General features: G+C 70.8%; 22 protein-coding genes and 3 tRNA genes. 15 read left to right on the top strand and 10 right to left on the bottom strand.

The genetic code is table 11. The features are described from left to right. Window positions 1–21 precede the first annotated feature (21 nt). Window positions 22–450: a gamma-glutamylcyclotransferase family protein gene (locus ACIBK4_RS42215; protein ID WP_399004022.1), complete on the top strand. Its 429-nt coding sequence runs from the start codon at window positions 22–24 to the stop codon at window positions 448–450. 7 nt (window positions 451–457) lie between these two features. Here ACIBK4_RS42215 and ACIBK4_RS42210 read toward each other — a convergent pair whose 3' ends face one another. Further along, on the bottom strand, window positions 458–1,081 hold the full coding sequence (locus ACIBK4_RS42210; RefSeq protein ID WP_399004020.1) for a vancomycin high temperature exclusion protein: 624 nt from the start codon (window positions 1,079–1,081) through the stop codon (window positions 458–460). A 226-nt stretch (window positions 1,082–1,307) separates the two neighbouring features. Here ACIBK4_RS42210 and ACIBK4_RS42205 point away from each other — a divergent pair, with 226 nt between their 5' ends. The 5 genes from ACIBK4_RS42205 (at window position 1,308) to ACIBK4_RS42185 (ending at window position 8,270) form a co-directional block, all read left to right on the top strand. Next, window positions 1,308–2,075, top strand: a complete 768-nt coding sequence (locus tag ACIBK4_RS42205) for a sirohydrochlorin chelatase (RefSeq protein ID WP_399004018.1) — start codon at window positions 1,308–1,310, stop codon at window positions 2,073–2,075. 148 nt (window positions 2,076–2,223) lie between these two features. Continuing rightward, window positions 2,224–3,567, top strand: a complete 1,344-nt coding sequence (locus tag ACIBK4_RS42200; RefSeq protein WP_399004016.1) for a deoxyguanosinetriphosphate triphosphohydrolase — start codon at window positions 2,224–2,226, stop codon at window positions 3,565–3,567. Between the two features lie 93 nt (window positions 3,568–3,660). Further along, on the top strand, window positions 3,661–4,926 hold the full coding sequence (locus tag ACIBK4_RS42195; protein WP_399004014.1) for an NAD(P)/FAD-dependent oxidoreductase: 1,266 nt from the start codon (window positions 3,661–3,663) through the stop codon (window positions 4,924–4,926). Window positions 4,927–4,973: 47 nt separating this feature from the next. Continuing rightward, a complete protein-coding gene (dnaG, locus tag ACIBK4_RS42190; RefSeq protein ID WP_399004012.1) occupies window positions 4,974–6,878 on the top strand; it encodes a DNA primase in 1,905 nt (634 codons plus the stop codon). A gap of 81 nt (window positions 6,879–6,959) precedes the next feature. Continuing rightward, a complete protein-coding gene (locus tag ACIBK4_RS42185) occupies window positions 6,960–8,270 on the top strand; it encodes an RNA polymerase sigma factor (RefSeq protein ID WP_399004010.1) in 1,311 nt (436 codons plus the stop codon). A 157-nt stretch (window positions 8,271–8,427) separates the two neighbouring features. Here the strand turns inward: ACIBK4_RS42185 and ACIBK4_RS42180 are convergent, their stop codons facing one another. The 4 genes from ACIBK4_RS42180 to ACIBK4_RS42165 form a co-directional block, all read right to left on the bottom strand. After that, window positions 8,428–10,356 (bottom strand): ABC transporter ATP-binding protein, encoded by a 1,929-nt coding sequence (locus ACIBK4_RS42180; RefSeq protein WP_399004008.1) that lies wholly within the window; start codon window positions 10,354–10,356, stop codon window positions 8,428–8,430. Further along, complete coding sequence (locus ACIBK4_RS42175; protein ID WP_399004006.1) at window positions 10,356–12,089, bottom strand: ABC transporter ATP-binding protein; 1,734 nt, start codon at window positions 12,087–12,089, stop codon at window positions 10,356–10,358. The genes ACIBK4_RS42180 and ACIBK4_RS42175 overlap by 1 nt, the downstream gene beginning before the upstream one ends. A gap of 163 nt (window positions 12,090–12,252) precedes the next feature. Further along, window positions 12,253–13,710, bottom strand: coding sequence for an FGGY family carbohydrate kinase (locus tag ACIBK4_RS42170; RefSeq protein ID WP_366434722.1), 1,458 nt, complete (start codon window positions 13,708–13,710; stop codon window positions 12,253–12,255). A gap of 51 nt (window positions 13,711–13,761) precedes the next feature. Further along, window positions 13,762–14,067, bottom strand: a complete 306-nt coding sequence (locus ACIBK4_RS42165) for a hypothetical protein (RefSeq protein WP_020684218.1) — start codon at window positions 14,065–14,067, stop codon at window positions 13,762–13,764. Between the two features lie 170 nt (window positions 14,068–14,237). Between ACIBK4_RS42165 and ACIBK4_RS42160 the strand changes: the two genes are divergently transcribed. The 7 genes from ACIBK4_RS42160 to ACIBK4_RS42130 all read left to right on the top strand — a co-directional run bounded on the left by ACIBK4_RS42160 (window position 14,238) and on the right by ACIBK4_RS42130 (window position 18,744). Then, a tRNA-Asn gene (locus tag ACIBK4_RS42160) sits at window positions 14,238–14,310 on the top strand. 6 nt (window positions 14,311–14,316) lie between these two features. Next, window positions 14,317–14,389, top strand: a tRNA-Asn gene (locus ACIBK4_RS42155). Between the two features lie 189 nt (window positions 14,390–14,578). Beyond that, window positions 14,579–14,655 (top strand) — tRNA-Ile (locus ACIBK4_RS42150). 290 nt (window positions 14,656–14,945) lie between these two features. After that, window positions 14,946–16,211 carry a beta-ketoacyl-[acyl-carrier-protein] synthase family protein gene (locus ACIBK4_RS42145; RefSeq protein WP_399004004.1) on the top strand — a complete coding sequence of 422 codons (1,266 nt, stop codon included), beginning with the start codon at window positions 14,946–14,948 and terminating at the stop codon, window positions 16,209–16,211. Then, the gene (locus ACIBK4_RS42140) at window positions 16,208–17,488 is read left to right on the top strand and encodes a ketosynthase chain-length factor (RefSeq protein WP_399004002.1); all 1,281 of its coding nucleotides are present in this window, start codon (window positions 16,208–16,210) and stop codon (window positions 17,486–17,488) included. The genes ACIBK4_RS42145 and ACIBK4_RS42140 overlap by 4 nt, the downstream gene beginning before the upstream one ends. Window positions 17,489–17,539: 51 nt before the next feature. Continuing rightward, window positions 17,540–17,800, top strand: coding sequence for an acyl carrier protein (locus tag ACIBK4_RS42135; RefSeq protein ID WP_366434719.1), 261 nt, complete (start codon window positions 17,540–17,542; stop codon window positions 17,798–17,800). Then, the gene (locus tag ACIBK4_RS42130; RefSeq protein ID WP_399004000.1) at window positions 17,797–18,744 is read left to right on the top strand and encodes an aromatase/cyclase; all 948 of its coding nucleotides are present in this window, start codon (window positions 17,797–17,799) and stop codon (window positions 18,742–18,744) included. Before ACIBK4_RS42135 ends, ACIBK4_RS42130 begins: the two co-directional genes overlap by 4 nt. A gap of 57 nt (window positions 18,745–18,801) precedes the next feature. On the opposite strand, the gene ACIBK4_RS42125 is transcribed toward ACIBK4_RS42130, so the two are convergent. Both ACIBK4_RS42125 and ACIBK4_RS42120 read right to left on the bottom strand, forming a co-directional pair. Beyond that, window positions 18,802–19,362, bottom strand: coding sequence for a hypothetical protein (locus ACIBK4_RS42125; protein WP_399003998.1), 561 nt, complete (start codon window positions 19,360–19,362; stop codon window positions 18,802–18,804). Between the two features lie 4 nt (window positions 19,363–19,366). Then, window positions 19,367–20,233 (bottom strand): SAM-dependent methyltransferase, encoded by an 867-nt coding sequence (locus tag ACIBK4_RS42120; protein ID WP_399003996.1) that lies wholly within the window; start codon window positions 20,231–20,233, stop codon window positions 19,367–19,369. 257 nt (window positions 20,234–20,490) lie between these two features. Between ACIBK4_RS42120 and ACIBK4_RS42115 the strand changes: the two genes are divergently transcribed. Beyond that, entirely contained in the window at window positions 20,491–21,435 is a 945-nt protein-coding gene (locus ACIBK4_RS42115; RefSeq protein WP_399003994.1) for a TIGR03619 family F420-dependent LLM class oxidoreductase, read from the top strand. Window positions 21,436–21,486: 51 nt separating this feature from the next. Here the strand turns inward: ACIBK4_RS42115 and ACIBK4_RS42110 are convergent, their stop codons facing one another. Together ACIBK4_RS42110 and ACIBK4_RS42105 are read right to left on the bottom strand one after the other, a co-directional pair. Further along, window positions 21,487–21,918: a PPOX class F420-dependent oxidoreductase gene (locus ACIBK4_RS42110; RefSeq protein WP_399003992.1), complete on the bottom strand. Its 432-nt coding sequence runs from the start codon at window positions 21,916–21,918 to the stop codon at window positions 21,487–21,489. Next, complete coding sequence (locus ACIBK4_RS42105; protein ID WP_399003990.1) at window positions 21,915–22,634, bottom strand: TetR/AcrR family transcriptional regulator; 720 nt, start codon at window positions 22,632–22,634, stop codon at window positions 21,915–21,917. Before ACIBK4_RS42105 ends, ACIBK4_RS42110 begins: the two co-directional genes overlap by 4 nt. A gap of 110 nt (window positions 22,635–22,744) precedes the next feature. Here ACIBK4_RS42105 and ACIBK4_RS42100 point away from each other — a divergent pair, with 110 nt between their 5' ends. After that, window positions 22,745–24,235, top strand: a complete 1,491-nt coding sequence (locus tag ACIBK4_RS42100) for a DHA2 family efflux MFS transporter permease subunit (protein ID WP_399003988.1) — start codon at window positions 22,745–22,747, stop codon at window positions 24,233–24,235. 309 nt (window positions 24,236–24,544) lie between these two features. Here ACIBK4_RS42100 and ACIBK4_RS42095 read toward each other — a convergent pair whose 3' ends face one another. Next, entirely contained in the window at window positions 24,545–25,750 is a 1,206-nt protein-coding gene (locus tag ACIBK4_RS42095) for an acyltransferase family protein (protein WP_399003986.1), read from the bottom strand. Window positions 25,751–25,756 lie beyond the last annotated feature (6 nt).

Raw genomic sequence — 25,756 nt, 5'->3', positions numbered from 1 at the left:
CTTCCGGGGCAAAGGAGAGCGATGACGACACCCCCGCCGCCCCGCCCCTTCTTCGTCTACGGCACCCTCCGCCCCGGCGAGCCCAACCACGACCGGTTCCTGCGCGGCCGTACGGAGTCGGAGGAGCGGGGTCGCCTCCACGGCGCGGCTCTCTACGACGGCCCCGGCTACCCGTACGCCGTCGAGGCCCCCGGCTCGGTGATCGTCGGTGAACTCGTCACCGCCCGCCCCGAGGCCTACCCCCAACTCCTCAGGGAACTGGACCGACTTGAGGACTACGCCCCCGGCGACCCGCACAACCTCTACGAGCGCGTCGAACGCCGAGTCGTCCGCGAGGCCGACGGCACGGCCGTACGCGCCTGGGTGTACCTCGCCGCCCCCGCCGTCACCGCCCGCCTCCGCACCCACGGCAAGCTGATCGAGGGCGGCGACTGGCTCAACCTCGACTGAACGGGCTTCAGTTGCCGGAGGCCAGCGCCCGCGTGACGCCGGTCTCCTTGTGCCCGAGGAACTGCGGATCGGGGTGGAACACGACGTCCAGCGCCGCCTTGCCCGCCGCGAACACCTCGCGGGTGCCGCCGTAGTACCAGGTCGCGTCGTGCGTGTCGTCGACACCGACGCCGTACGAGTCGACGCCCGCCGCGTCGCAGAGGGCGACCGCCCGCCGGATGTGGAAGTTCTGGCTGATGAGTACGGCCTTGTCGACGCCGAAGATCTTCTTGGCGCGGACGCAGGAGTCCCAGGTGTCGAACCCGGCGTAATCGGTCACCACGCGCGCGCGGGGCACCCCGTGCTTCGCCAGGTAGACGCGCATCGCGTCCGGCTCGTCGTAGTCCTTGCGGCTGTTGTCACCGGTCACCAGGACGACCTTCACCCGCCCCTCCCGGTACAGCGTCGCCGCCGCGTCCAGCCGGTGCGCGAGATACGGCGACGGCTCGCCGTCCCACAGCCCGGCGCCGAACACCACGGCGACATCGGTGCGCGGCGCGTCCTGGAGGGTCCGCAGCCGGTGGGCCGTGGACACCCACAGCCAGGTCGCCGGTAGCAGCGCGAGGACACACCCGACAGCCACCACCTGCACGAGCTGCCGCCATCCCGCACGCGTGCGTGGCAGCCGCGGCCGGCGAAGTCTCAGGCGGTGCGTCAGACGTATCAACGGGGCCCCTCCACGTTCGGTTCCGACAGTCACAGACGCGCCGTGACCCGCTCCGGTTCTCACACACCCCGGCACCCCACCGTGAACCCCCGGAAAAGACCCGTGTCCCCAGCGCAACGGGGTGGCAACCTCCCCCTGCCACGATCACTCCATGACGGCGTCGATCCCACCCCGCGAGGAGCCCACCCTCGGCAGTACACCCGCCCTGGTCCTCGTGGCCCACGGCAGCCGCGACCCAAGAGCCCTGCACACCGTACGAGCCCTCCAGGCCCGCGTCCGCGCCCTGCGCCCCGACGTCCCCGTCCACCTGGGCCACATCGAACTGAACGAGCCCCGCCTCCCGGACACCCTCGCCCGACTCCCCACCCCGGAAGCGGTCTTGGTCCCCCTCCTCCTGTCCCGCGGCTACCACGTGAAGCAGGACATCCCGGACCTGGCAGCGAAGGCCCAGGCACACACGCGCGTGGCACCCCCTTTGGGTCCACACCCTCTCCTCGTAGAGACCCTCTACGACCGCTTGGTGGAGGCGGGTTGGCGCACGGGGACCAGCCGTTCAAGCGCCGTAGTCCTGGCATCGGCAGGCTCCCGGGACCCGGACTCACGACGAGACACCCGCGCTACGGCCGACCTCCTGTCCGCCCGCCTGGGCGTCCCGGTGATCCCGGCCTACGCCTCAGCGGCGACTCCCATGGTCCCCGAGGCAATCCGCACGCTGACGAACCGAGGCCACAACAGGGTGGCGGTGGCGTCCTGCTTCACAGCGCCGGGCCGCTTCGCGACACAATGCGCCGAGGCGGCTCCGTGGATCGCATCGGCCCCTCTGGGAGCCCACCCAGCGATGGCGAGGCTGGTCCTACAGCGCTACGACCAGACACTCGCGACTCCGGTGGCGACGAAACCGGAGTTGGCGTGGGCTTGAAACGAGGGGCGAGGTCACCCCCCAAGGGGCGCGGGGAACTGCGCGACCAGCCCCCACGCACCCGCACCCGCCCACCAAACCGCACCCACCAACCCCATAGGCGCCCCGCAACTCCCGAATTGTCACTACCGCCGCTTACTGTCGAAGCATGGAAGGCACAGCAGGCACCGCAGGTACACGCACAGCAGCCCCCCACCCCTACGACCCGACGTCAGTCGCCCGCTGGGCACCGGAGCCCGACAAACGCCCCGGCCGCACCGCCTTCCAACGCGACCGCGCCCGCATCCTCCACTCCGCCGCCCTACGCCGCCTCGCGGGCAAAACCCAGGTAGTCACCCCAGGAACCCGCAGTCAGGCCTGGGACGCCAGCCCCCGCACCCGCCTGACCCACTCCCTGGAGTGCGCCCAGGTGGGCCGAGAGCTGGGCGCGGCCCTCGGCTGTGACCCGGACCTGGTCGAAGCGTCCTGCCTCTCCCACGACCTGGGCCATCCCCCTTTCGGCCACAACGGCGAACAGGCACTGAACGAATTCGCCGACGACTGCGGCGGTTTCGAGGGCAACGCACAATCCCTGAGACTCCTCACCCGCATCGAACCGAAGCGCTTCGTAAGAAGTGACACGACAGGCGAGATGGTGAGCGTCGGCTTGAACCTCACCCGCGCCACCCTCGACGCGGCCACCAAGTACCCCTGGCCGCGCGGAGCGCACCCCACCGACCCCGCGTCCCCCAAGTTCGGTGTCTACGACGACGACAGGCCCGTCTTCGACTGGGTCCGCAAGGGCGCCCCCGGCACGCGCACGTGCTTCGAGGCCCAGGTGATGGACTGGTCGGACGACGTGGCGTACTCGGTGCACGACGTCGAGGACGGCCTGCACGCCGGCCACATCGACCCCAACTGCCTGCACGCGGAGCCGGAGCGCCACGAAGTCTTCAAGGTGGCCATCGGCCGCTACGTCCCGGCGGACACCGACCCCGCCGAACTCGCCGAAGCCTTGGACCGGTTGCAGAACGAGCCCTGGTGGCCGCACGGCTACGACGGCTCCGCCGTCGCCCAGGCCCGCCTCAAGGACGCCACCAGCCAGCTCATCGGCCGCTTCTGCCTGGCCGCCGAGACCGCCACGCGCGCGGCGTACGGCACCGGCCGCCTCACCCGCTACGACGCCGAACTCGTCGTACCGCACGAGGCACGGCTGGAGTGCGCGGTCCTCAAGGCGGTCGCCGACCGGTACGTGATGCAGCGCGCGGAGCAGGAGCGCATCCGCGCCGACGAGCGGATCGTGGTCGCCGAACTCGCCGAGGTGCTCACGACGCGCGCGCCCGACGGTCTGGAGCCGCAGTTCCGCGCGCAGTTCGACGAGGCGCCCGACGACCGCGCCCGCAAGCGGGTGATCGTGGATCAGATCGCCTCGCTGACCGACGCGTCGGCGCGTTCTCTTCACGCGTATCTCACATCGCTGGGGCACAGTGACGCGAAACAAGCCCGAATGTGACCCTCCGTGGCCTGATCGGGCCACACCCCCTTCCCCCATCACACTGCGTGCGGGACGCTCGCATATGGCGGCACCATTACGAGGAGGCATCAAGTGGTCGACGCGGATCAGACGTTCGTCATCATCGGAGGAGGCCTGGCCGGCGCCAAGGCGGCCGAGACGCTCCGGGCGGAGGGCTTCACCGGCCGCGTGATACTGATCTGCGACGAACGCGACCACCCTTATGAGCGGCCGCCGCTGTCCAAGGGCTACCTCCTCGGCAAGGAGGAGCGCGACAGCGTCTTCGTACACGAACCCGCCTGGTACGCGCAGAACGACATCGAGCTGCACCTCGGCCAGACCGTCGACGCCATCGACCGTACGGCGAAGACGGTGCGCTTCGGAGACGACGGCACTCTGGTCCGCTACGACAAGTTGCTCATCGCCACCGGCTCCGAGCCCCGGCGCCTCGACATCCCGGGCACGGACCTCGCGGGCGTCCACCACCTGCGCCGCCTCTCCCACGCGGAGCGCCTGAAGAACGTGCTGACGTCCCTGGGCCGGGACAACGGCCATCTGGTGATCGCCGGCGGCGGCTGGATCGGCCTGGAAGTCGCCGCGGCGGCCCGGGAGTACGGCGCCGAGGTCACCGTCGTGGAACCGTCCCAGACGCCGCTGCACGGCGTTCTCGGCCCCGAACTCGGCCAGATCTTCGCCGACCTGCACGCCGAGCACGGGGTGCGCTTCCACTTCGGCGCCAAGCTCACCGAGATCGTCGGCCAGGACGGCATGGTGCTGGCCGCGCGTACCGACGACGGCGAGGAGCACCCGGCGCACGACGTCCTCGCGGCGATCGGCGCGGCCCCGCGCACCGCGCTCGCCGAGGCGGCGGGACTGGAGCTGGCCGACCGCGCGCACGGCGGCGGCATCGCGGTCGACGAACGGCTGCGCACCTCCGACCCCGACATCTACGCGGCCGGCGACGTCGCCGCCTTCCACCACGCCCTGTTCGACACCCGCCTCCGGGTGGAGCACTGGGCGAACGCCCTCAACGGCGGCCCGGCGGCGGCCCGCGCGATGCTCGGCAAGGACGTCACCTACGACCGCGTGCCCTATTTCTTCTCCGACCAGTACGACTTGGGTATGGAGTACTCCGGCTGGGCGCCCCCGGGCTCCTACGACGAAGTGGTGATCCGGGGAGACGCGGGCAAGCGGGAGTTCATCGCCTTCTGGCTGAAGGAGGGCCGCGTGCTGGCCGGGATGAACGTGAATGTGTGGGACGTCACAGAGCCCATCCAGCAGCTCATCCGCTCCCGCGCGCGCGTGGACACCGAGGCCCTCGCGGACCCACACGTTCCACTGGACAGCCTGGGCGTCTAGCGGTCCTCGTCGTCACTGGTGTCAGTCGGGCCCCGTAGAATTCACGCGTGGCTGGACGGATCAACGACGAGGACGTGAAGGCGGTTCGGGACGCGGTCCCGATCGACGCCGTGGTGTCCGAGTACCTCCAGCTGCGGAACGCGGGCGGAGGCAACCTCAAGGGTCTCTGCCCCTTCCACGACGAGAAGTCGCCGTCCTTCCAGGTCAGCCCCAGCAAGGGTCTCTTCCACTGCTTCGGCTGCCAGGAGGGCGGCGACACCATCACGTTCGTGATGAAGGTCGACCACCTCACGTTCTCCGAGTCGGTCGAGCGCCTGGCCGCCCAGGCCGGCATCACGCTGCGGTACGAGGAGGGCGGGTACAACCCCGCCCACCAGCGCGGCGAGCGCATCCGCCTGGTCGAGGCCCACAAGGTCGCCGCCGACTACTACGTGGAGCAGCTCGCCGTCAGCCCCGAGGCGGACACCGGCCGCAAGTTCCTCGCCGAGCGCGGCTTCGACCAGTCCGCCGCCGAGCACTTCTCCGTCGGCTACAGCCCGCAGGGCTGGGACCACCTCACCCGCTTCCTGCGCGGCAAGGGCTTCACCGACAAGGAGATCCTCCTCTCCGGCCTCGCCCAGGAGGGCCGCCGCGGCCCCATCGACCGCTTCCGCGGCCGCCTGATGTGGCCGATCCGCGACATCGGCGGCGAGGTCGTCGGCTTCGGCGCGAGAAAGCTCTACGAGTCGGACAACGGCCCGAAGTACCTCAACACGCCCGACACCGCGATCTACAAGAAGTCGCAGGTCCTCTACGGCATCGACCTCGCCAAGAAGGACATCGCCAAGTCCTCCCGCGCGGTCGTCGTCGAGGGCTACACGGACGTCATGGCCTGCCACCTGGCCGGGGTGACGACGGCGATCGCCACCTGCGGCACGGCCTTCGGCGGCGACCACATCAAGATCCTCCGCAGGCTCCTGATGGACAACGGATCGGCGCGCGTGATCTTCACCTTCGACGGCGACGCGGCCGGCCAGAAGGCGGCCCTGCGAGCCTTCGAGGACGACCAGAAGTTCGCCGCCGAGACGTACATCGCGATCGCCCCCGACAACATGGACCCCTGCGAACTGCGCCTCGCCAAGGGCGACCAGGCGGTCGCCGACCTCGTCGAACCCCGCACCCCGCTCTTCGAGTTCGCGCTCCGCCAGATCGTCGTCCGCTACGACCTCGACACCCCCGCCGGCCGAGCCGCCGCCCTGGACGAGGCCGCCCCGATCGTCGCCCGCATCAAGAACAGCGGCGCGCAGCACGAGGTCGCCGTCCAGCTCGCCGGCATGCTCGGCATCCTCGACACCCAGTTCGTGGTCAAGCGCGTTGCCCAGCTGGCCCGTTGGGCCCGCGACCGGGGCGGCAAGGGCCCGGCACCCGCGAGGGGCACCGCCCAGCAGCAGTACGACACCACCCCCCGCCCTCCCACCGGCGGCCCCGCCCTCACCCTCCGCAACCCGGTCTTCGCCACCGAGCGCGAACTCCTCAAACTCGCCCTCCAGCGCCCCGACTTGGTCTCCCCGGCCTTCGACGCGTACGGCGTCGACGAGTTCACCGCCCCGCCCTACGCCGCCGTACGCGAGGCGATCATCGAGGCGGGCGGCGCCGAGTACGGGCTTCAGGACGCGCAGGACTATCTGGTCCGGGTCCGCGAGGCGGCACCGGACGACGCGGTCCGCGCGATGGTCACCGAGCTGGCCGTCGAGGCGATCATGCGCCGCACGGTCGACGAGAACTACGCGGGCGAGCAGCTGGTCACCGTCCGCCGAAGAGCCGTCGTGCGCCGCATCGGCGACATCCAGGGCACGCTCACCCGCCTCGGCAGCCACGGCGACTCCGCCGAACTGGCCGCCGTACAGAACGAGTTGTGGGTACTTCAGCAGTACGACCAGGCACTCCAGGTGCACGGCGCCACAGCGCTCTGAGCACGTAGTCACGGAACGGACTCAAAAAGTCACCGCACGCCCCTCGTGGCGGCGATGTGTCGTACTCCACACTGGGTTCCGGTGCCTGAGTCCTCGGAGCGCGGCCGATCCGTCCCCAGCGGGTCCTTCACCCCCGCGGTTCCGCTCATCGAGTACGGGACGGATTGCGGCGAGGCCGCCCACTCCGCCCCTGAAGTGCCGCTGCCGTACCCCCTGGCAGCGATCATCCTGGAGGTCGCCCCCGTGCAGACCCAGACCCTCGACCAGACCGAGACCAGCACGACGGACGGCGCGGAACCGGAAGCGGAGACCGATGTCCTCGCGACCGTCCCTCCGCAGAGCCGTGCCGCGCACCACCCCGAGACCGCGGACCCGGAGAGCCCGCCGGAGCTCGAAGAACCGACGGCCGAAGCGGTGGAGACCGCCGAGGCCCCCGAGCCCGACGTACGGCCCCGGGGCCGGGTCGCCGCCGACAACGGCGCACCCTCCTCGGACCTGTTCCGCCAGTACCTGCGTGAGATCGGCCGCATCCCGCTCCTCACCGCGGCCGAGGAGGTAGACCTCGCCCGCCGCGTGGAGGCCGGCCTGTTCGCCGAGGAGAAGCTCGGCGGCGCGACCGATCTGGACAGCCAACTCGCCCTCGACCTGGACAAGTTGGTCGTCATGGGCCGGATGGCCAAGCGCCGCCTGATCGAGGCGAACCTGCGGCTGGTCGTGTCCGTCGCCAAGCGGTACGTGGGGCGCGGGCTGACCATGCTCGACCTCGTCCAGGAGGGAAACCTCGGGCTGATCAGGGCAGTTGAGAAATTCGACTACGCCCGCGGGTACAAGTTCTCGACGTACGCGACCTGGTGGATCCGGCAGGCCATGTCCCGCGCCCTCGCCGACCAGGCCCGCACGATCCGCGTCCCGGTGCACGTCGTCGAACTCATCAACCGGGTCGTCCGCGTCCAGCGCCGGATGCTCCAGGAGCGCGGCTACGAGCCGACGCCGGAGGAAGTCGCCGACCACCTGGACCTCGCGCCCGAGCGGGTCAGCGAGGTGCTCCGCCTTGCCCAGGAGCCGGTGTCGTTGCACGCGCCGGTGGGGGAGGAGGACGACGTTGCGCTCGGTGACCTGATCGAGGACGGCGACGCGACGAGTCCTGTGGAGTCGGCGGCGTTCCTGCTGCTGCGGCAGCACCTGGAAGCTGTGCTGTCGACGCTGGGGGAGCGGGAGCGGAAGGTCGTACAGCTGAGGTATGGGCTGGCGGACGGCCGTCCGCGCACGTTGGAGGAGATCGGGCGGATCTTCGGCGTGACGCGTGAACGGATACGCCAGATCGAGTCGAAGACGCTCAACAAGCTGCGGGACCATGCCTTTGCGGATCAGCTGAGGGGTTACCTGGACTGATGCCGGGTGCGGGCCCGGTGGGGGCTGGTCGCGCAGTTCCCCGCGCCCCTAAAGGCACCTCGGCTGGGGTCTTTTTAGGGGCGCGGGGAACTGCGCGACCAGCCACGACGGGCCGTCACCCACACGACGGCCCCCCGTGGCACTCTCTATGGATCTTTTAGTCGACCTCGGCCACCGCCTGCGCGAACTGCGCCTTGTACAGCCGCGCATACGCCCCGTCCGCCGCCAACAGGTCCGCGTGCGCGCCCTGTTCGACGATGGAGCCGTTCTCCATGACGAGGATCGTGTCCGCGTCCCGGATCGTCGAGAGACGGTGCGCGATCACGAACGAGGTGCGGCCATGCGCGAGCTTGGCCATGGCCTTCTGGATCAAGACCTCCGTGCGGGTGTCGACGGAGGACGTCGCCTCGTCCAGGACCAGGATCGTCGGGTCGGACAGGAACGCCCGCGCGATGGTGATGAGCTGCTTCTCACCCGCGCTGACGCCCGTACCCTCGTCGTCGATCACCGTGTCGTAGCCGTCGGGCAGCGTACGGACGAACCGGTCGGCGTGCGCCGCCCGCGCCGCCTCCTCGATCTCGCCCCGGGTGACCTCGCGCGAGGCCCCGTAGGCGATGTTCTCGGCGATCGAACCGCCGAACAGCCACGTGTCCTGGAGCACCATGCCGATCCCGGACCGGAGTTCGTCCCGGGACATCCGCGCGATGTCGACGCCGTCGAGGGTGATGCGCCCGCCGGAGACCTCGTAGAACCGCATGAGGAGGTTCACGAGAGTCGTCTTGCCGGCACCCGTCGGGCCGACGATCGCGACCGTGTGGCCCGGTTCCACCGTCAGGGAGAGGTCCTCGATGAGCGGCTTGTCGGGGTCGTAGCGGAAGGAGACGTGCTCCAGGGCGACCAGGCCGCGCAGTTCGGCGGGGCGTTCGGCCGGCATGGGGTCCGGCGCCTGCTCCTCGGCGTCGAGGAGTTCGAAGATCCGTTCCGCCGAGGCGACGCCCGACTGGACCAGGTTCGCCATCGACGCCACCTGCGTCAGCGGCATCGAGAACTGGCGCGAGTACTGGACGAAGGCCTGCACGTCACCGATCGAGAGGGAGCCGGACGCGACCCGCAGGCCGCCGACCACCGCCACCAGCACGTAGTTGAGGTTCGACACGAACATCATCAGCGGCTGCATGACCCCGCTGTTGAACTGCGCCTTGAAGCCCGCCTCGTAGAGCGCGTCGTTCTGCTCCGCGAAGAGCTGCGCCGACTCGTCCTGGCGGCCGAACACCTTCACCAGGGTGTGGCCGGTGTACATCTCCTCGACGTGCGCGTTGAGCTTGCCCGTCGAGCGCCACTGCTGCACGAAGTGCGGCTGCGAGCGCTTGCCGATGCGCGTGGCGACGAGGAACGACAGCGGCACGGTCACCAGCGCGACGAGCGCCAGCAGCCAGGACACCCAGAACATCATCGCGAGGACGCCGATGATCGTGAGCAGGGAGTTGATCAGCTGGCCCATCGACTGTTGCAGCGTCTGGCCGATGTTGTCGATGTCGTTGGTCGCGCGGGACAGGACTTCACCGCGCTGGCGCTTGTCGAAGTACGACAGCGGGAGGCGCGACATCTTCGTCTGCACGCTCTCGCGCAGCCGGAACATGGTCCGGTTGACCGCCCGGTTGACCATTCGGGTCGCCACCGCCATCAGCAGCCCGGCCACCATGAACGTGCCCAGCGCGAGCAGCAGCACATGCCCGACCGACGTGAAGTCGATGCCCTTGCCCGGCGTGAAGTCCGTGCTCTTGAGCATGTCCGCGACCGAACCCTGGCCCCGGTCGCGCATCGCCTGGAGGGCCTGTGCCTTGGTCGTCCCGGCCGGCATCTGCCGCCCGATGATGCCCGCGAAGACCAGGTCGGTGGCGTTGCCGAGGATCTTCGGCCCCACCACGTTCAGCCCCACGCTGATTACCACGCACACCAGCAGGATGCCGATGGTCAGCCGCTCCGGCTTGAACTGACTGATCAGCCGCTTGCCGGACACCTTGAAGTCCATCGAACGGGCGTCGGGGCCCGTCCCGGCCATCATCCGCCCCATGGGCCCGGCCATCAGGCAGCCTCCGCTTCCGTGAGCTGGGAGAGAACGATCTCCCGGTACGTCTCGTTGTCCGCCATCAGTTCGTGATGGCGGCCCGTCCCCACGACCCGACCTTCGTCGAGTACGACGATCCGGTCCGCGTCCCTGATCGTCGCCACCCGCTGCGCCACGATCACCACGGTCGCCTCGGCGGTCTCCTGCGAGAGCGCCGCCCGCAGCGCCGCGTCCGTCGCGTAGTCGAGGGCGGAGAAGGAGTCGTCGAAGAGGTAGATCTCCGGCCGTTGCACGAGTGTCCGGGCGATCGCGAGCCGCTGCCGCTGACCGCCGGAGACGTTCGTGCCGCCCTGTGCGATGGGGGAGTCCAGTCCGTTCTCCAGCCCCTCGACGAAGCCCTTGGCCTGCGCCACCTCCAGCGCGTGCCACAACTCCTCGTCCGTCGCGTCGGGATTGCCGTAGCGAAGGTTGGTCGCGACCGTCCCCGCGAAGAGGTACGGCTTCTGCGGGACCAGGCCGACCGTCTTGGCGAGCAGCACCGGGTCGATGGTCGACACGTCGACACCGTCGACGAGGACCTCGCCGTCGGTCGCGTCAACCAGGCGCGGGACCAGACTCAGAAGGGTGGACTTTCCGCTGCCGGTCGAGCCGATCACGGCCGTCGTCTCGCCCGGGCGGGCCACCAGGTCGATGGACTTCAGTACGGGTTCCTCGGCACCCGGGTAACAGAAGCCGACCCCGCGGACCTCCAGGTGGCCGTGCCGGCGCAGCTCGGTGACGGGCGCGAGCGGCGGTACGACACTGGACTCCGTGTCGAGGACCTCCTCGATGCGCTCGGCACAGACCTCCGCGCGCGGCACCATCATGAACATGAAGGTGGCCATCATCACGGACATCACGATCTGCATCAGATAGGCGAGGAACGCGGTCAGATCACCGATCTGCATCCCGCCGCTCGCGATCCGGTGCGCGCCGAACCACACGACGGCGATCGACGACAGGTTCACGGTCGTCATGACCACCGGGAACATCAGCGCGAGCAGGTTGCCGGTCTTCAGCTGCATCTCGGTGAGATCGCTGTTGGCCTTGCGGAACCGGTCCTTCTCGTACTCGTCCCGCACGAAGGCACGAATGACACGGTTGCCGGTGATCTGCTCGCGCAGCACCCGGTTCACCGCGTCCAGGCGCACCTGCATCGACCGGAACAGCGGCCGCAGCCGCCGCACGATGATCGTCACGCAGATGGTCAGCGTCGGCACCACCGCGATCAGCACCCCGGACAGCGGTACGTCCAGACCGAGCGCCAGGATGATCCCGCCGACGCACATGATCGGCGCCGACACCAGCAGGGTGAACGTCATCAGGGCCAGCATCTGGACCTGCTGGACGTCGTTGGTCGTACGGGTGATCAGCGAGGGCGCGCCGAACTGGCCGACCTCGCGGGCCGAGAACGACTGCACCCGGTCGAAGATGGCACCCCGGATGTCCCGGCCGACGGCCGACGCGGTGCGCGCGCCGAAGTAGACGGCACCCGTGTTGCACACGACCTGGACCAGCGAGATCCCGATCATCAGGGCGCCGAACGACAGGATGTATCCGGTGTCCCCCTTCACCACACCGTTGTCGATGATGTGCGCGTTCAGGGTGGGCAGGTAGAGAGTGGCGCAGGTCTGCAGAAACTGCAGCAGCACCAGCAGGAGGATGGGTTTCCTGTAGGGCCTGAGATAGGTCCGCAGAAGTCGTATGAGCACGCTGGGTCTCTCGGAGTCGGCGGGTGGAGGGCGGGCGGTGTGCCCCTCGCCCCTATCGTCGGACACTCCACCCGCGTTACCTCAACCGATTAAGCCAACAGCAGTGCGCCACGTCCCCTTATGCACCCTTCAGTGCCTTATTCACGCCGACATTGGTGCGTACCTACGAGCGGAACGCGCCCGGATGCGTCTGTTCCCGTACGGACACGTACTGCTGCCGAACGGCCTGCCCTACGGCCAGTTCGTCGCCCGGTTCGAAGACCTGGGCGACCGGTCCCTGCCACGGCGGCGGGTTGCGCGGGTCGAGGGTGCCCTGGGAGACGCCGAGCGCCCACGCGGCCTGCCGGGCGGCGCCGATCGCGGCGTAGTCGGCGGGCTGCGGTACGACGACCTGCGTCCCGAAGAGCGCGGGCGCCGCGGCCTGCACGGCGGGCAGCTCGGCGGCCGACCCGAGCAGGAAGAGCCGCCGTACGGCCACACCCCGCCCGCGCAGCACGTCCAGCGCGTCCGCGAGCCCGCACAGCATGCCCTCGAACGCGGCCCGCGCCAGATGCTCCGCCTTCATCGACTCCCGCCGCAGCCCGGCCAACGTCCCGGCGGTGTGCGGCAGATTGGGCGTCCGCTCACCCTCCAGATACGGCAGGAACACCAGCCCGTGCGCCCCGGGCGTCGACTTCATCGCCAGCTCGGACAGACTCTCCAGATCGGGCAGCCCGAGCAACTCGGCGGCCCCGCGCAGGGTCCGTACGGCGTTGAGCGTGGTGACGACCGGCAGATGCATCCCGGTCGCGTCGGCCAGCGAGGTGATCATCCCGCTCTGATCGACGAGCGCCTCATGGTGCACGGCCATCACGGACCCGGAGGCGCCGAGCGACACGACCGCATCCCCGAACCCGATTCCGAGCCCGAACGCGGCGGCCATCGTCTCGCCGGTGCCGGCGGAGATCAGCAGCCCCTCCGGAGTCGTACCGGCCGCGTCGGAGGGACCGATCACCTCGGGGAGCATGGCCTGGTGCCCGAGGGCGAGTTCGACGAGATCGGGCCGGTAACCACCACTGGCGGCGGACCAGTACCCGGTCCCGGAAGCCCCGCCCCGATCGGTCGTCCTCCGCACCGGCCGCCCGAGCAACTGCCACACGAGCCAGTCATGCGCTTGCAGCAACGCGGCCGTACGCCGTGCGTTGTCGGGCTCGGTCCTGTTCAGCCAGCGGAGCTTGGTGACGGGCTGCGCGGCCTGCGGTACGGAACCCACCGCCTGCGCCCACGCCTCGCGCCCGCCGAGCGCGTCGATCAGGTCGGCCGCCGCGACCTGCGCCCGCTTGTCACCGCCGACCATCGCGGGCCGCACGGTGTTGCCCTGCGAGTCCACCGGCACGAGCGCGTTCTGCTGCGCGGACACACCGATGGCCTGCACACCTTCGAGCAGCCCCCCGCCGGCCGCCTCGCCCAGCGACAACAGCCAGGCCTGTGGATCGACATCGGAGGGCCGCCCGCCGCCCTCGGTCTCGGTTTCGACCGGATGCGGCGCATATCCCTGCCTGAGCACGGACCCCGTGTCCGTGTCGCAGACGACGATACGAGTGAAATCGGGCGAACTGTCCAACCCGGCGACTATCCCCATGGCGGAAATTCTGCCGTACGGCGGGAGGTGACTGCGCCGGGTCGGGACTCCCTATGTGTTGCTGGTGCCCCAGTCGTCCTCGCCCGTACCGTTCGCGTTGCGCTCACGCAGGGACCGTACGCGCTGGGCCACCGAGTCGGGGACCCGGTCGCCGACTTTGTCACTGACCGCGTGGTACGCCTTGCCCGCGTACTGGCGGCCCTGCTGCGCCGCCGTCTCGGCGGTGTTGCGGACGGCGGGGTTCTGCGCGACCTGACGTGCCGACTTCTTCAGCTGCTCGTAGCGCTCGCGTCCGGCCCGCGTGCCCAGCACGTAACCCAGAGCCAGTCCGACGACGAACGTGAGCTTGTAGCGCATGACGGCCACCCTTCCCTTGCGTAGGTACCTTGCCCAGGTCTCCGGCGCGGCATCGGTGCCGGGGGAACCGATTGGCGGAGCACCCCCCTGCTTGCGCTAATGTATGTGTCGCAGCGAGCACACGCCCCCTGGCGAATACCCAGGGAGGTACGTTCGATGCAACGAGGCATTCCCCTGTAGCTCAATTGGCAGAGCAGCCGGCTGTTAACCGGCAGGTTACTGGTTCGAGTCCAGTCGGGGGAGCTTCGATCTTCCGTAGCTCAATTGGCAGAGCAGCCGGCTGTTAACCGGCAGGTTACTGGTTCGAGTCCAGTCGGGAGAGCACAGTGTGGACGCCGTCAGGAAGCAGTGAAGAGGACCCCGTTGGGGTCCTTTTTCATGTCCCCCGGAACCGCTCGTGACGTGCCGCAGTCCTCATGGTCGTGCGAAGTCGACCATCCGAAGCAGGAGATCGTATGAGCGGCTATGCTGCGGCAGACGGCGCGTACAAATGTGCGCGACGCGCCGTAATGGGGCGGTAGCTCAGCCGGTTAGAGCAGCGGACTCATAATCCGTCGGCCGTGGGTTCGAGTCCCACCCGCCCCACCATGGACTCCTGTGAACTGCTGAAACGTCTCATCGGGCGTGCGGACTCAGGACTTTGACCCAGCGGACGCACCTCCGTTGCCCGTGAGGCAGACCGGCGCAATGGGAAAGGGCCCGCACTGAACCCGTGCTGAAACGGGCCGCGAGATGCCCGCCCCGCACATCGGCCTCCGGCCCCGCCGCCCCGCCGTACCCCCTCCCCGATCCGCTTTCGAGCCAGGCTCAAGGCGTCGACCGCAGCCTGCATGGGACCCGAGTAACGGACCGTGATGGGCTGCATGTACGGAGGCGATATGGCTCGGCGCGTTGTGATCACCGGCATCGGGGTGCGGACCCCGGGCGGCCTGGGAACGAAGGCGTTCTGGTCGTTGCTGAGCGATGGGCGGACGGCCACCCGGAGGATCTCCCGTTTCGACCCCTCGCCGTTCAGGTCCCGGATCGCGGGCGAGGTGGACTTCGACGCCGAGGCGGAGGGGTTCAGCCCGCGCGAGGTGCGCAGGATGGACCGCGCGACGCAGTTCGCCGTCGCCTGCGGCCGGGACGCGGTCGCCGACAGCGGCCTCGAAACCGCGGCTCTGGACCCGAGCCGTATCGGAGTGAGCCTGGGCAGTGCGGTCGCGTCCGCGACCAGTCTGGAGCGGGAGTACCTGGTGCTGTCCGACAGCGGGCGGCAGTGGCTGGTGGACGACGGTTTCCTCTCCCCGCACATGGCCGACTACCTCAGCCCGGGGGTGATGCCCGCCGAGGTGGCGTGGAGCGTCGGCGCCGAGGGCCCGGTGACGATGGTGTCCGACGGGTGCACGTCCGGGCTGGACGCGGTCGGGCACGGTGTCGAGTTGATACGGGAGGGGAGCGTCGACGTCGTCCTCGCGGGCGCGGCCGACACCCCGATCTCGCCGATCGTCGTCGCCTGCTTCGACGCCATCAAGGCGACGACACCCCGCAACGACGACCCCGAGCACGCCTCCCGCCCGTTCGACGGCTCGCGCAACGGGTTCGTCCTGGCGGAGGGCGCCGCGATGTTCGTCCTGGAGGAGTTCGAGGCGGCCCGGGCCCGCGGTGCGCAGATCTACGCCGAGGTCGGCGGCTTCGCGACGCGCTGCAACGCGTACCACATGACCGGTCTGAAGAAGGACGGCCGGGAGATGGCCGAGGCGATCCGGGCGGCGCTCGACGAGGCCCGGCTCGACCGCACCGCCGTCGACTACGTCAACGCGCACGGTTCCGGCACCAAGCAGAACGACCGCCACGAGACCGCCGCGCTCAAACGGAGCCTCGGCGCGCACGCCTACGACGTGCCCGTCAGCTCCATCAAGTCGATGGTCGGCCACTCGCTCGGCGCCATCGGGTCCATCGAGATCGCGGCCTGCGCGCTGGCCATCAGGACCAACGTCGTACCGCCGACGGCCAATCTGCACACCCCCGATCCCGAGTGCGACCTGGACTACGTGCCGCTGACCGCGCGCGACCAGCGGGTGGACACCGTGCTCTCGGTCGGCAGCGGGTTCGGCGGGTTCCAGAGCGCGATGGTGCTGCACCGGCCGGAGGTGGCCGCATGAGCCGCCGTATCAGCGAGCGCGCGAGTCTGGCGACGGCCGACGCCCCTGGACGCGATGCCTCCGCCGTGGTCGTCACCGGCGTCTCGGTGGTGGCGCCGGGCGGGCTCGGCACCGAGGAGTACTGGAAGTCCGTGCTCACCGGCCGCAACGGCATCGGGGAGCTCACCCGGTTCGACGTCTCCGGCTACCCGACGCAACTGGCCGGGCAGATCAGGGACTTCGAGGCCGCCGAGCACCTGCCCAGCCGGCTGCTGCCGCAGACCGACGTCTCGACCCGGTACGCGCTGACCGCCGCGGCATGGGCGCTCGACGACGCCGGGGTGAGCGCCGAGACCCTGCCCGACTACGACATGGGCGTGGTGACCTCCACCTCGCAGGGTGGCTTCGAGTTCACCCACCGGGAGTTCAACAAGCTCTGGAGCAAGGGCCCGCAGCACGTCAGCGTCTACGAGTCGTTCGCCTGGTTCTACGCCGTCAACACCGGCCAGATCTCCATCCGGCACGGCATGCGCGGACCGAGTGCCGCCCTCGTCGCCGAGCAGGCGGGCGGCCTGGACGCCGTGGGCCATGCCCGCCGTACCGTGCGGCGCGGCACCCGGCTGGTGCTGAGCGGGGGAGTGGACTCCGCCTTCGATCCGTGGGGATGGGTGGCGCAGTCGGCGAGCGGGCGGCTCACGACGGTGACCGACCCGGCGCGCGCGTATCTGCCCTTCGACACCGCCGCGTCGGGGCACGTTCCCGCCGAGGGCGGCGCGATCCTGGTCGTCGAGGACGCCGACTCGGCCCGGCTGCGCGGTGCGGAGCGGATCTACGGCACGCTCGCCGGGTACGCGTCCACCTTCGATCCGCGGCCCGGCTCGGACCGCCCGCCGGGGCTGCGCCGCGCGGCCGAACTGGCGCTGGCCGACGCGGGGTTGGCGGCCGGCGACATCGACGTCGTCTTCGCCGACGCGGCCGGGGTGCCGGAGCTGGACCGGGCCGAGGCAGAGGCGATCAGCGGCCTGTTCGGGCCGGGCGCCGTGCCGGTGACCGCGCCCAAATCCCTCACCGGCCGGATGTACGCGGGCGGCGGACCGGCCGACCTGGTCGCCGCGCTGCTCGCCGTCCGGGACGGTGTGGTCCCGGCGACCGCGCACACCACATCGGTGCCGGCCGACTACGGCATCGACCTCGTCCTCGGCGAACCCCGCGCGCTGCCCGTCCGGGCCGCACTCGTGCTCGCCCGCGGGCGCTGGGGCTTCAACTCGGCGGTCGTCGTGACCGGTCCGGCGAACTGACGTTCCCCTTCTTGTACTTCGACCCATTCCTTCCTGGCAGGAGACCAAGTCATGGCACAGATCCAGATGGACGACCTCCGGCGCATCCTCGTCGCCTGCGCGGGCGAGGACGACGGCATCGACCTGAGCGGCGACATCCTCGACACTCCCTTCGGTGACCTGGGATATGACTCGCTCGCCCTGATGGAGACCGCCGCCCGGATCGAGCGGGACTACGGAGTCGCCCTCGCGGACGACGTGATCGCCGACGCGGGGACACCGCGCGACCTGCTCGACCTGGTCAACCGGGCCGTGCCGGCGGACGCCCGATGACGGCCGTACCCGGCCTGCGGCACACCGAGCACACCCGGGTGGTGCACGCGCCGCCCGGGCCGCTGTACGACGTGGTGGCGGACGTGACGCTGTGGCCTGCCATCTTCGGCCCCACCGTGCACGCCCTCCGGATCGAAGGCGACCGGGACAGCGAGCGGATCCGGCTCTGGGCGACGGTGAACGGGCGGGTGAACGACTGGGTGTCGCGCCGGACCCTCGACGCCGACGGGCGCACGGTCGGTTTCGAGCAGGAGGTCAGCACTCCGCCGGTCGCCTCGATGGGCGGCGAGTGGCTCTTCCGTGAGCTGGACGGCGGCCGGACCGAGGTGGTGCTGCGGCACCACTTCACGGTCGTGGAGGACGAACCGTCCGCCGTGGCCTGGGTGCACGAGGCGCTCGACCGCAACAGTGCGGCCGAACTCGCCGCGCTCGCGCGGATCGTGGAGACCGGGCATCCGCCGCGGGAGACCGTGTTCTCGTTCACCGACACCCTCGCGCTGTCCGGATCGCCCGAGGCGGCCTACGAGTTCGTGGCGCGGGCGGACCTGTGGCCCGAGCGGCTTCCGCACGTCGCCGGGGTCACGCTCACCGAGACCGCGCCCGGGGTGCAGGACCTGCGGATGGAGACGGCGACGGCGGACGGCTCGACCCACACCACCCATTCGGTACGGGTGTGCCGGCCGCCGGAGTGGATCGCGTACAAGCAGCTCGTCACCCCGGACCTGCTGCTCGGGCACAGCGGGCTGTGGACGTTCGGCGAGGGTCCGGACGGGCCGTTCGCCACCGCGAGTCACACGGTGGCCCTGAACCCGGAGGCGGTGTCCCGGGTGCTGGGCGCGGGCCGAACGATCGCCGACGCGCGGCGGCAGGTGCGGGAGCTGCTCGGCGCGAACAGCCGCACCACGCTGTCGCACGCCGCCGGGCAGGAGGCTCCGGCCCGGTAGCCGGACACGAGAGAGGTAAGGGCCCCGGCGATGAACCACCGCCGGGGCCCTCGCCGTTCAGCCTTCCGTGATCCGGGTCCGGACGAGGAAGGCGGGTCCGTCGGGGCGGCCGGTGACGACGCCGTTCATGCCCTTCGACGGCTGCTCCCAGCGATATCCCCATGCGGGTCCGGTGCCGTCCGGGCCGCCCAGCGCGACCTCGACCACGCCGTTGGGCCCGGCGGTCGCCGTCCAGGTCAGACACGGCAGGGCGAAGGTCGTACCGGACACGAAGGGCCCGGGAGCGTGCAGCAGCAGTACACCGCCGGCCTGCTCGGTGTACGGCTCCGTGGCGCCGAGGCCGCTGCCCCCGGACAGGGTGCCGCCGCTCGCGTCCGCTCCGCGCGGCGGGACGAAGCCCAGCCGCAGGTCCCGGACGAGGCTGCTGAACCGGGGGCTGAAGGTGAGCGGTTCGGGCTGTACGGCGATGGTGAACGACTCGCCGGGACGCACCGCCTCGGGGGCCGTGACGGCGAAACCGAGGCGGTAGGGGATGTCATGGGTGTCACCGGCGGGCTCGGTGTAGACCTGGCAGGTCAGCGCGACCGTCGCGGCCGCCGGGGTGGTGGGCGCGGCCATTCCGTCACCCTTCCCGCACGGCGGTGACCAGTCCGCCCGCGCCGGTGCCGGTGCGGGGGTCGAGGAGGGCCTCCCGGCCGTAGCGCCGGTGGAGTTCCTCCATGGTCGGGGCGTCGGCAGGACGCCAGCCGTGCCGGAGCAGCCAGCCCGACGGGTCGGGCTGGGTGGAGCGCCACGGGGCGTTGATCGAGGACTGCATGCGCTTGAAGCCGCTGACGTCGCCGCGGTAGGTGGTGGTGGGGTTGACGACTTCGATGCCGAGCCGGCTGCCGGGCGCGGACAGCTCGCCCACCCGGTCGACGAGCCGGTCGTTGTCGGTTTCGGTCAGATACGGCAGCAGTCCCTCCGCGAGCCACGCGGTCGGCGCCTGGGGACTGAATCCGGCGTCCACCAGGGCGGCGCCCCAGTCCTCGCGCAGATCGGCCGGAACGGTCGTGCGTCCGCGTCCGGCGGGCCCGGCGGCCTCGCCCAGGACGTCGTACTTGAAGGCGAGGACGTCCGGCAGGTCTATCTCGAACACCCGGGTTCCGGCGGGCCAGTCGAGCCGCAGGGCGCGGGTGTCCAGGCCGGCGGCGAGGATGACGACCTGGGCGCAGCCGCTCCGGGCCGCCGCCAGCAGGTAGTCGTCGAACAGCGCGGTCCGCAGCGCGATGTAGCTGCCGAACACCTTCATGCCGGCGACCGTCTCGTCGCCGACCGCGTCCACGAACGCCTTGGCGTACGTGTCGTCGAAGAGCCGGTCCTCGCGGGCGCTCTCCCGTGCCCGGGCCAGCGCCACGCCGACCGCCGTCAGTCCGACGCCCTCGGGCAGCCGGCGTCCGTCGCCCTGGGGCGGTGCGCCGCCGAGTCGTGTCTGGTCGAGCTCGCCCATGCGTGCTCCCCTTCCCTTCCCTGTGTCGGGTGTCCGTGTGTCGGGTCTCCGTCCGGCCGCCGGATGCCGGCCGCCGTCCACTTGTGTCAGGTGCCGCTCGACTTCCGCTGGAAGCGGCCGAAAGCCGTCGGCGGGCGGGACCGCGCCTCGTTCGGCCCGCCGTGCACGAGCCATGCTTGAGCCCCGGTCGAGTCCGCTCGGCCAGCCTGACGACGGACGTGCGGCACCACCGCACCGACGAACGGAGGTCGTTCCCAGTGACTGGTGCTCAGCGGCAGGACACCCATCCGGCTGCCGTCGCCGACCGCCCGGCGCGGCGTCGGCTGCGGGTCGGCGGCGATCTGCCGTACTTCGACGATCCGGCCGAACTCCGCGACTACGCCCAGGCGTTCGAGGATCTCGGCTACGACCATCTGGGCTTCGGCGAGCATGTGCTCTCGGCCCGGACGGACGACTGGCCCTCCGAGATCTCCCCGTGCGCGCCCTGGCACGAGTCGTTCACGCAGGCCGCCTATCTCGCGGCGGTCACCTCCCGGGTGGAGCTCACCGCCGCCGTCCTGCTGCCGCAGCGGCCGGTGGCGCTCGCCGCCAAGCAGGCCGCCGAGGTGGACATCCTGTCCGGCGGGCGGCTCAGGCTGTCGGTGAGCGTCGGCTGGAACCGGGAGGAGGTTCGCGCCCTCGGCGTGGATCCGGCCGTCCGCGGCCGGCTGATCGAGGAACAGATCGAGGCGATGCGGCTGCTGTGGGAGCAGCCGGCGGTCAGTTACGGCGGTGAGCTGGTGCAGCTGCGGGACGTGGCGCTCAATCCCCGCCCCGCGCGGAGGCTGCCGGTGTGGATGGGCGGCGGCGACTTCGCCGGCGGCGGTGTGCCGCGGCCCGCCGTCCTGGACCGAATGGCGCGCCTGGCGGACGGCTTCCGGATGTTCGGGCCGCTGATGCGGGACACGGAGGCCGGGATGAAGGTCGTCGCGGAGCTGCGCGCACTGGTCGCCGGGTACGGCCGGGACGCGGACGCCTTCGGGATCGAGGCGCGGATCCCGCTGCAGCTGGTGCCCGAGGAGGAGTGGGCCGCGCGCCTCGCCACCTGGCGGGACGCCGGGGCCACGCACGTCTCGCTGTCCAACCGGCGCGGAGCGGGCGGCGCGGACGCCGAGATCGCCCGGCTGGCCCGGTTCGTGGAGCTGACCCGACAGGACTGGTGACGCCGGAGCGCCACCCCGGCCGACCCCCGTCGCCATCACCGGGTACGGGGGTCAGCCGGCGTCCGTCGCCACGTCCCGGGCGTGCACGCCGGGAGTGTCCGGGACGAGGTTCCAGGCGACGACGCGGGCGGGGTGGATGCGGATCAGCTCGCCGCTGAAGTACGGGTTGGGCGGAGTCTGGTCGCGCAGCGCCTCGGCACGGCCGCGGATCTCGATGCCCCGGCCGCGGAACGGGGAGGTGGTGCTCCCGGCGGCCGCGAAGTCGTCGACGACGAACGAGACCTCCGGGTGCGCCTCGATGTTGCGGTACTTGCGGCTGGCGGCGAGGTTCGGGCCGCCGATGTCGATGGTGCCGGTGTCCGTGTCGAGGACGAAACTGACCGGACGGTTCTGCGGCTCGCCGGACGGGCCGACCGTCGCCAGGCGGCCGTGTCCCTGCGTGGCCAGATAGCTCAGTTCCGCCTCGCTGAACGGCACGGTCATCGGGCGCTCCCCTCGTCGGGTTCGGGCACGGGTTCTTCTTCCTGCGGCTGCGGTGCGGTGGCTCCGAGGTGGCGGACGAGGCGGCGCAGCTGCTCGCCGTAGGTCTCGTTGAACTCCGGTGAGTCGGGGTCCAGACCGGTCACCTGACGGGCCGTCTGCGGGAGCATGATCGGGGCCAGGATGACGCCCATGAGCGCCAGCCGGACGAAACCGGGGTCGAGGTCGTCGGCGATCTCGCCCCGCTCCTGGGCGTGGCCCAGGTTGGCCACGTCCTGGCCGAGCGTGGCGTCGTCGTACGTGTCCGCCGTCGACTCGCCGGTCAGGCCCCGCCAGATGAGCAGCCGGGCCGGGCGCGGGTCCGCGAGGCCGGCGCCGAGGTAGCGGGTGGCGATCTCCTCCAGCGGCAGGTCCGGGTCGGCGAAGACCGTCTCGTGCTCCGCCCAGCCGCGCTGGATCTCGCGGTAGAGCCCTTCCTTTCCGCCGAAGTAGTAGTTGATCAGCTGCTTGTTGACGCCCGCGCGGGCCGCGATGTCCTGGACACGGGCGCCGGCGAAGCCCTTCTCGGCGAACTCGTCCAGGGCCGCCTCGCACAGTGCCCTGCGGGATCGCTCGGCGTCCCGCTGTCGCTCCTCGGGGGCGGGGGAACGGCGTGCCCCCTGCCGTCCGCTCGCTGTCGGTGGGGTCTCCTCGGCCGTCGGGCCGGTCGTCGGGCTCATGACGCCAGCCTAGCAAACGTATCAACCATGTACCTGACTGAATCAGCCAACTCTCAGCCTTAATCAACCAGCCGTTTGACAGAGGAGAACGTCCGGTTGAGACTGCTGGTGTGACTGCTTCCCCCAGCAAAGAACCGGACCGCGCGACGGAAAAGCCGGGACTGACGCCCGAGGCGCGGCGAGCCGTGATCGTCGTGCTCGTCGGCGCCGTCCTGGCCTTCCTGGACGCGACCATCGTCAACGTCGCCCTCGACTCGCTGTCGTCGGCGCTGCACAGCTCCCTCCAGACCATCCAGTGGGTGGTCACCGCCTATCTCCTCGCCCAGGCGGCGGTCCTCCCCATGACGGGATGGGCCGCGCGGAAGGTCGGCCCACGGCGCCTGTACGTGGCGTCGCTGCTGCTGTTCACCCTCGCCTCGGTGGCCTGCGGACTGGTCGACAGCGCCTGGGCCCTCATCGCCGCCCGCACCGTCCAGGGCATCGGCGGCGGCATGATGATCCCGGCCGGGCAGATCATCCTGGTCACCGCGGCCGGGCAGCAGGGGCTGGCCCGGGTGATGGGCGCGGTCGGCATCCCGATGGTGCTGACCCCGGTCTTCGGCCCCACCGTCGGCGGTCTGCTGGTCGATCACGCCGGCTGGCAGTGGATCTTCCTGATCAACCTGCCGCTGGGCCTGGCCGGCCTGACCCTCGCGCTGCGCCTGCTGCCCGCCGACCGGCGGGGGGACGACCCCGGGCCGCTGGACATGACCGGGCTGATCCTCGTCTCGCTGGGCATGGTCGGCATCACCTTCGGACTGTCCGAGGCGGGCAGCGACCACGGGCTCGGCTCGATCCAGGTGCTCGGCTCGTTCCTGGCGGGCCTGGCGCTGACCGCCGGGTTCGTGCTGCGCGCCCTGCGGGTACGGCATCCGCTGCTCGACGTACGGCTCTACCGCGACCGGCTGTTCGGTTCGGCCTCGTTCGTGACCTTCGTCTTCGGCGCGGCCACCTACGGCGGCATGATCCTCATGCCGCTCTACTACCAGGTGGTCCGGCACGAGGACGCCTCGACGACCGGCCTGCTGCTCGCCCCGCAGGGCATCGGCGCCGCCGTCGCCATGGGCCTGTCGAGCCGGCTGTTCGAGAAGATCGGCAGCCTCACCTGTGTGATCGGGGCGGCGGTCAGCGTGGTCGCCAGCGTGCCGTTCGTGCTCATCGGGGCCGACACCTCGTACTGGCTGCTCGGCCTGGCCATGGTGGTCCGGGGCCTGGGCATCGGCCTGTCCGTGATGCCGGCCATGACGGCCGCCTTCCAGACCCTCGACCCCGGCCAGATCAGCGACGCGACACCGCAGCTCAACATGGCCCAGCGGGTCGGCGGGTCCATGGGTACGGCCGTGTTCGTCGTGGTGCTCCAGCGGCAGCTGGCCGGCGGCACCGGACCGTCCGACCAGGCGGCGGCGTTCGGCACCACGTTCTGGTGGGTCCTCGGCACCGCCGTCCTGGCCGTGCTGCCGACCCTGCTGATGGCGGCCGTGGAGCGCCGCCGCCAACAGGGCACGGTGTCAGCGGAGGACAGCGGGCGGCCCGCCGCCGTGGATGGTGTTGGTACGGCCTGAGCGGGGTCGTCGGTCGCGGTGTCCCGCTCAGGTGGTGCTGCTGGCCTTGTTGTTGGCGGCGGTGGAGCGCCGTCGTCAGCGGGGCGCGGTGTCAGCCGAGGACAGCGGGTGGCCCGTTGTGGACGGTGTCGGTACGGCCTGAGCGGGCTGTCTGCCGTGCCATCCCGCTCAGGCCGTGCTGTCGGCCTTGTTGATGGCGGCCGTGGAGCGCCGTCGTCAGCAGGGCTCGGTGTCAGCGAAGGACCGCGGGTGGCCCGTTGTGGACGGTGTCGGTACGGCCTGAGCGGGTCGTCGGCCGTGCCGTCCCGCTCACGCGGTGTCCGACGAGGGTGCCGTGGTCCGCTCGGGCTGCGGCATCGTCCCCCGCTCCCGCGGCCCCGGCACGGTCGCGGGCTCGCGCGGGCGGGACCAGTGGCGCATCACCGGCATCTCGATCAGTGAGTGCAGCAGCCAGGCGATCGGCAGACAGGCGGCGAGGAACAGCAGGCTGAGGCCCGCCGCCTGCCAGCCGGACAGTCCCATGCCGAACCCGATCGCCCGGCTGCCGTAGGCGAGCACCAGCTGATGGACCATGTACAGGGCGAAGGACACCTCGCCCAGCCAGACCGCCACCCGTCCGCGCAGTGGCGAGTAGCGCCCGCTCAGGTCGGCGACCGCGCCGGCCGGGATGAGCAGGGCCAGCGGGATGACGGTCAGGGCGACCGTGCCGTACTGGCCGGGGGCGTACAGCGCGCCGGCGTAACCGGCGAGGAAGAGCACCGCGGCCGGTCCGAGCCCGACCGGCAGCCAGCGGCCGAGGACCACCAGCCGGGCCACGAACATCCCGAGCAGGAACTCGAAGGCCCGCGCCAGCGGGAAGAAGTACACGAACCACAGCTGCGTGACCGAGTAGTCCATCCGCGGCGACAGATGCGGGCCGTCGTCGAGGAAGAGGGAGGACACGACCGGCAGACACCACACGGCGAGGACCGTGCCCGCCGCACCCCACCACAGCGCCCGGGCGGAGAGCCGGTTCACCAGCGGCAGCAGGAACGGGAACGCGGCGTAGAACACCAGCTCGCTGCAGAGCGACCAGCTCACCTGGTTGATGCCGGTGAGGACGTCGTACCTCGGGATCCAGGACTGCACGAGCAGCAGGTTGGGCACCAGCTGCCCGGCGGTGAACGCGTCGCCGAAGCCCAGCATCAGCACGACCGCCGCCAGCGCGGTCACCAGATGGGTGGGGTAGATCTTGCACAGCCGGCGCCGCCAGAAGGCACGGGCCGCGGTGCCCGGCCGCGCCGACCAGGTCAGGACGAAGCCGCTGAGCACGAAGAAGAACGACACCCCCGTCGAGCCGGCGGCGCTCCACCAGAAGCCCGGGCCGGTGCCCGAGATCCAGCTCGCGGGCAGCAGGACGAAGAAGGCGTGCGAGAAGAAGACCATCCCGGAGGCGACGAACCGCATTCCGGTGAGGGTCGGCAGGGCGGGGCGGCGCGACTGCGCCGCCGTCTCCACGGAACCGATCGTTTCCATGTCCCG

Source organism: Streptomyces sp. NPDC050528 (assembly GCF_044457795.1).
Classification (GTDB): Bacteria; Actinomycetota; Actinomycetes; order Streptomycetales; family Streptomycetaceae; genus Streptomyces.
Note: the sequence above shows the minus strand (reverse complement) of the source record. Positions and strands in the feature narration are given on the sequence as shown.

Bases quoted from the DNA above. Each gene is read 5' to 3' on its own strand.
- ACIBK4_RS42180 (WP_399004008.1), bottom strand. From the start codon at position 10,356: ATGGCCGGGCCCATGGGGCGGATGATGGCCGGGACGGGCCCCGACGCC.
- ACIBK4_RS42125 (WP_399003998.1), bottom strand. From the start codon at position 19,362: ATGGCCGCGCCCACCACCCCGGCGGCCGCGACGGTCGCGCTGACCTGC.
- ACIBK4_RS42095 (WP_399003986.1), bottom strand. From the start codon at position 25,750: ATGGAAACGATCGGTTCCGTGGAGACGGCGGCGCAGTCGCGCCGCCCC.
- ACIBK4_RS42135 (WP_366434719.1), top strand. From the start codon at position 17,540: ATGGCACAGATCCAGATGGACGACCTCCGGCGCATCCTCGTCGCCTGC.
- ACIBK4_RS42165 (WP_020684218.1), bottom strand. From the start codon at position 14,067: ATGCGCTACAAGCTCACGTTCGTCGTCGGACTGGCTCTGGGTTACGTG.
- ACIBK4_RS42120 (WP_399003996.1), bottom strand. From the start codon at position 20,233: ATGGGCGAGCTCGACCAGACACGACTCGGCGGCGCACCGCCCCAGGGC.
- ACIBK4_RS42140 (WP_399004002.1), top strand. From the start codon at position 16,208: ATGAGCCGCCGTATCAGCGAGCGCGCGAGTCTGGCGACGGCCGACGCC.
- ACIBK4_RS42145 (WP_399004004.1), top strand. From the start codon at position 14,946: ATGGCTCGGCGCGTTGTGATCACCGGCATCGGGGTGCGGACCCCGGGC.
- ACIBK4_RS42215 (WP_399004022.1), top strand. From the start codon at position 22: ATGACGACACCCCCGCCGCCCCGCCCCTTCTTCGTCTACGGCACCCTC.
- ACIBK4_RS42105 (WP_399003990.1), bottom strand. From the start codon at position 22,634: ATGAGCCCGACGACCGGCCCGACGGCCGAGGAGACCCCACCGACAGCG.
- ACIBK4_RS42130 (WP_399004000.1), top strand. From the start codon at position 17,797: ATGACGGCCGTACCCGGCCTGCGGCACACCGAGCACACCCGGGTGGTG.
- ACIBK4_RS42170 (WP_366434722.1), bottom strand. From the start codon at position 13,710: ATGGGGATAGTCGCCGGGTTGGACAGTTCGCCCGATTTCACTCGTATC.
- ACIBK4_RS42200 (WP_399004016.1), top strand. From the start codon at position 2,224: ATGGAAGGCACAGCAGGCACCGCAGGTACACGCACAGCAGCCCCCCAC.
- ACIBK4_RS42110 (WP_399003992.1), bottom strand. From the start codon at position 21,918: ATGACCGTGCCGTTCAGCGAGGCGGAACTGAGCTATCTGGCCACGCAG.
- ACIBK4_RS42205 (WP_399004018.1), top strand. From the start codon at position 1,308: ATGACGGCGTCGATCCCACCCCGCGAGGAGCCCACCCTCGGCAGTACA.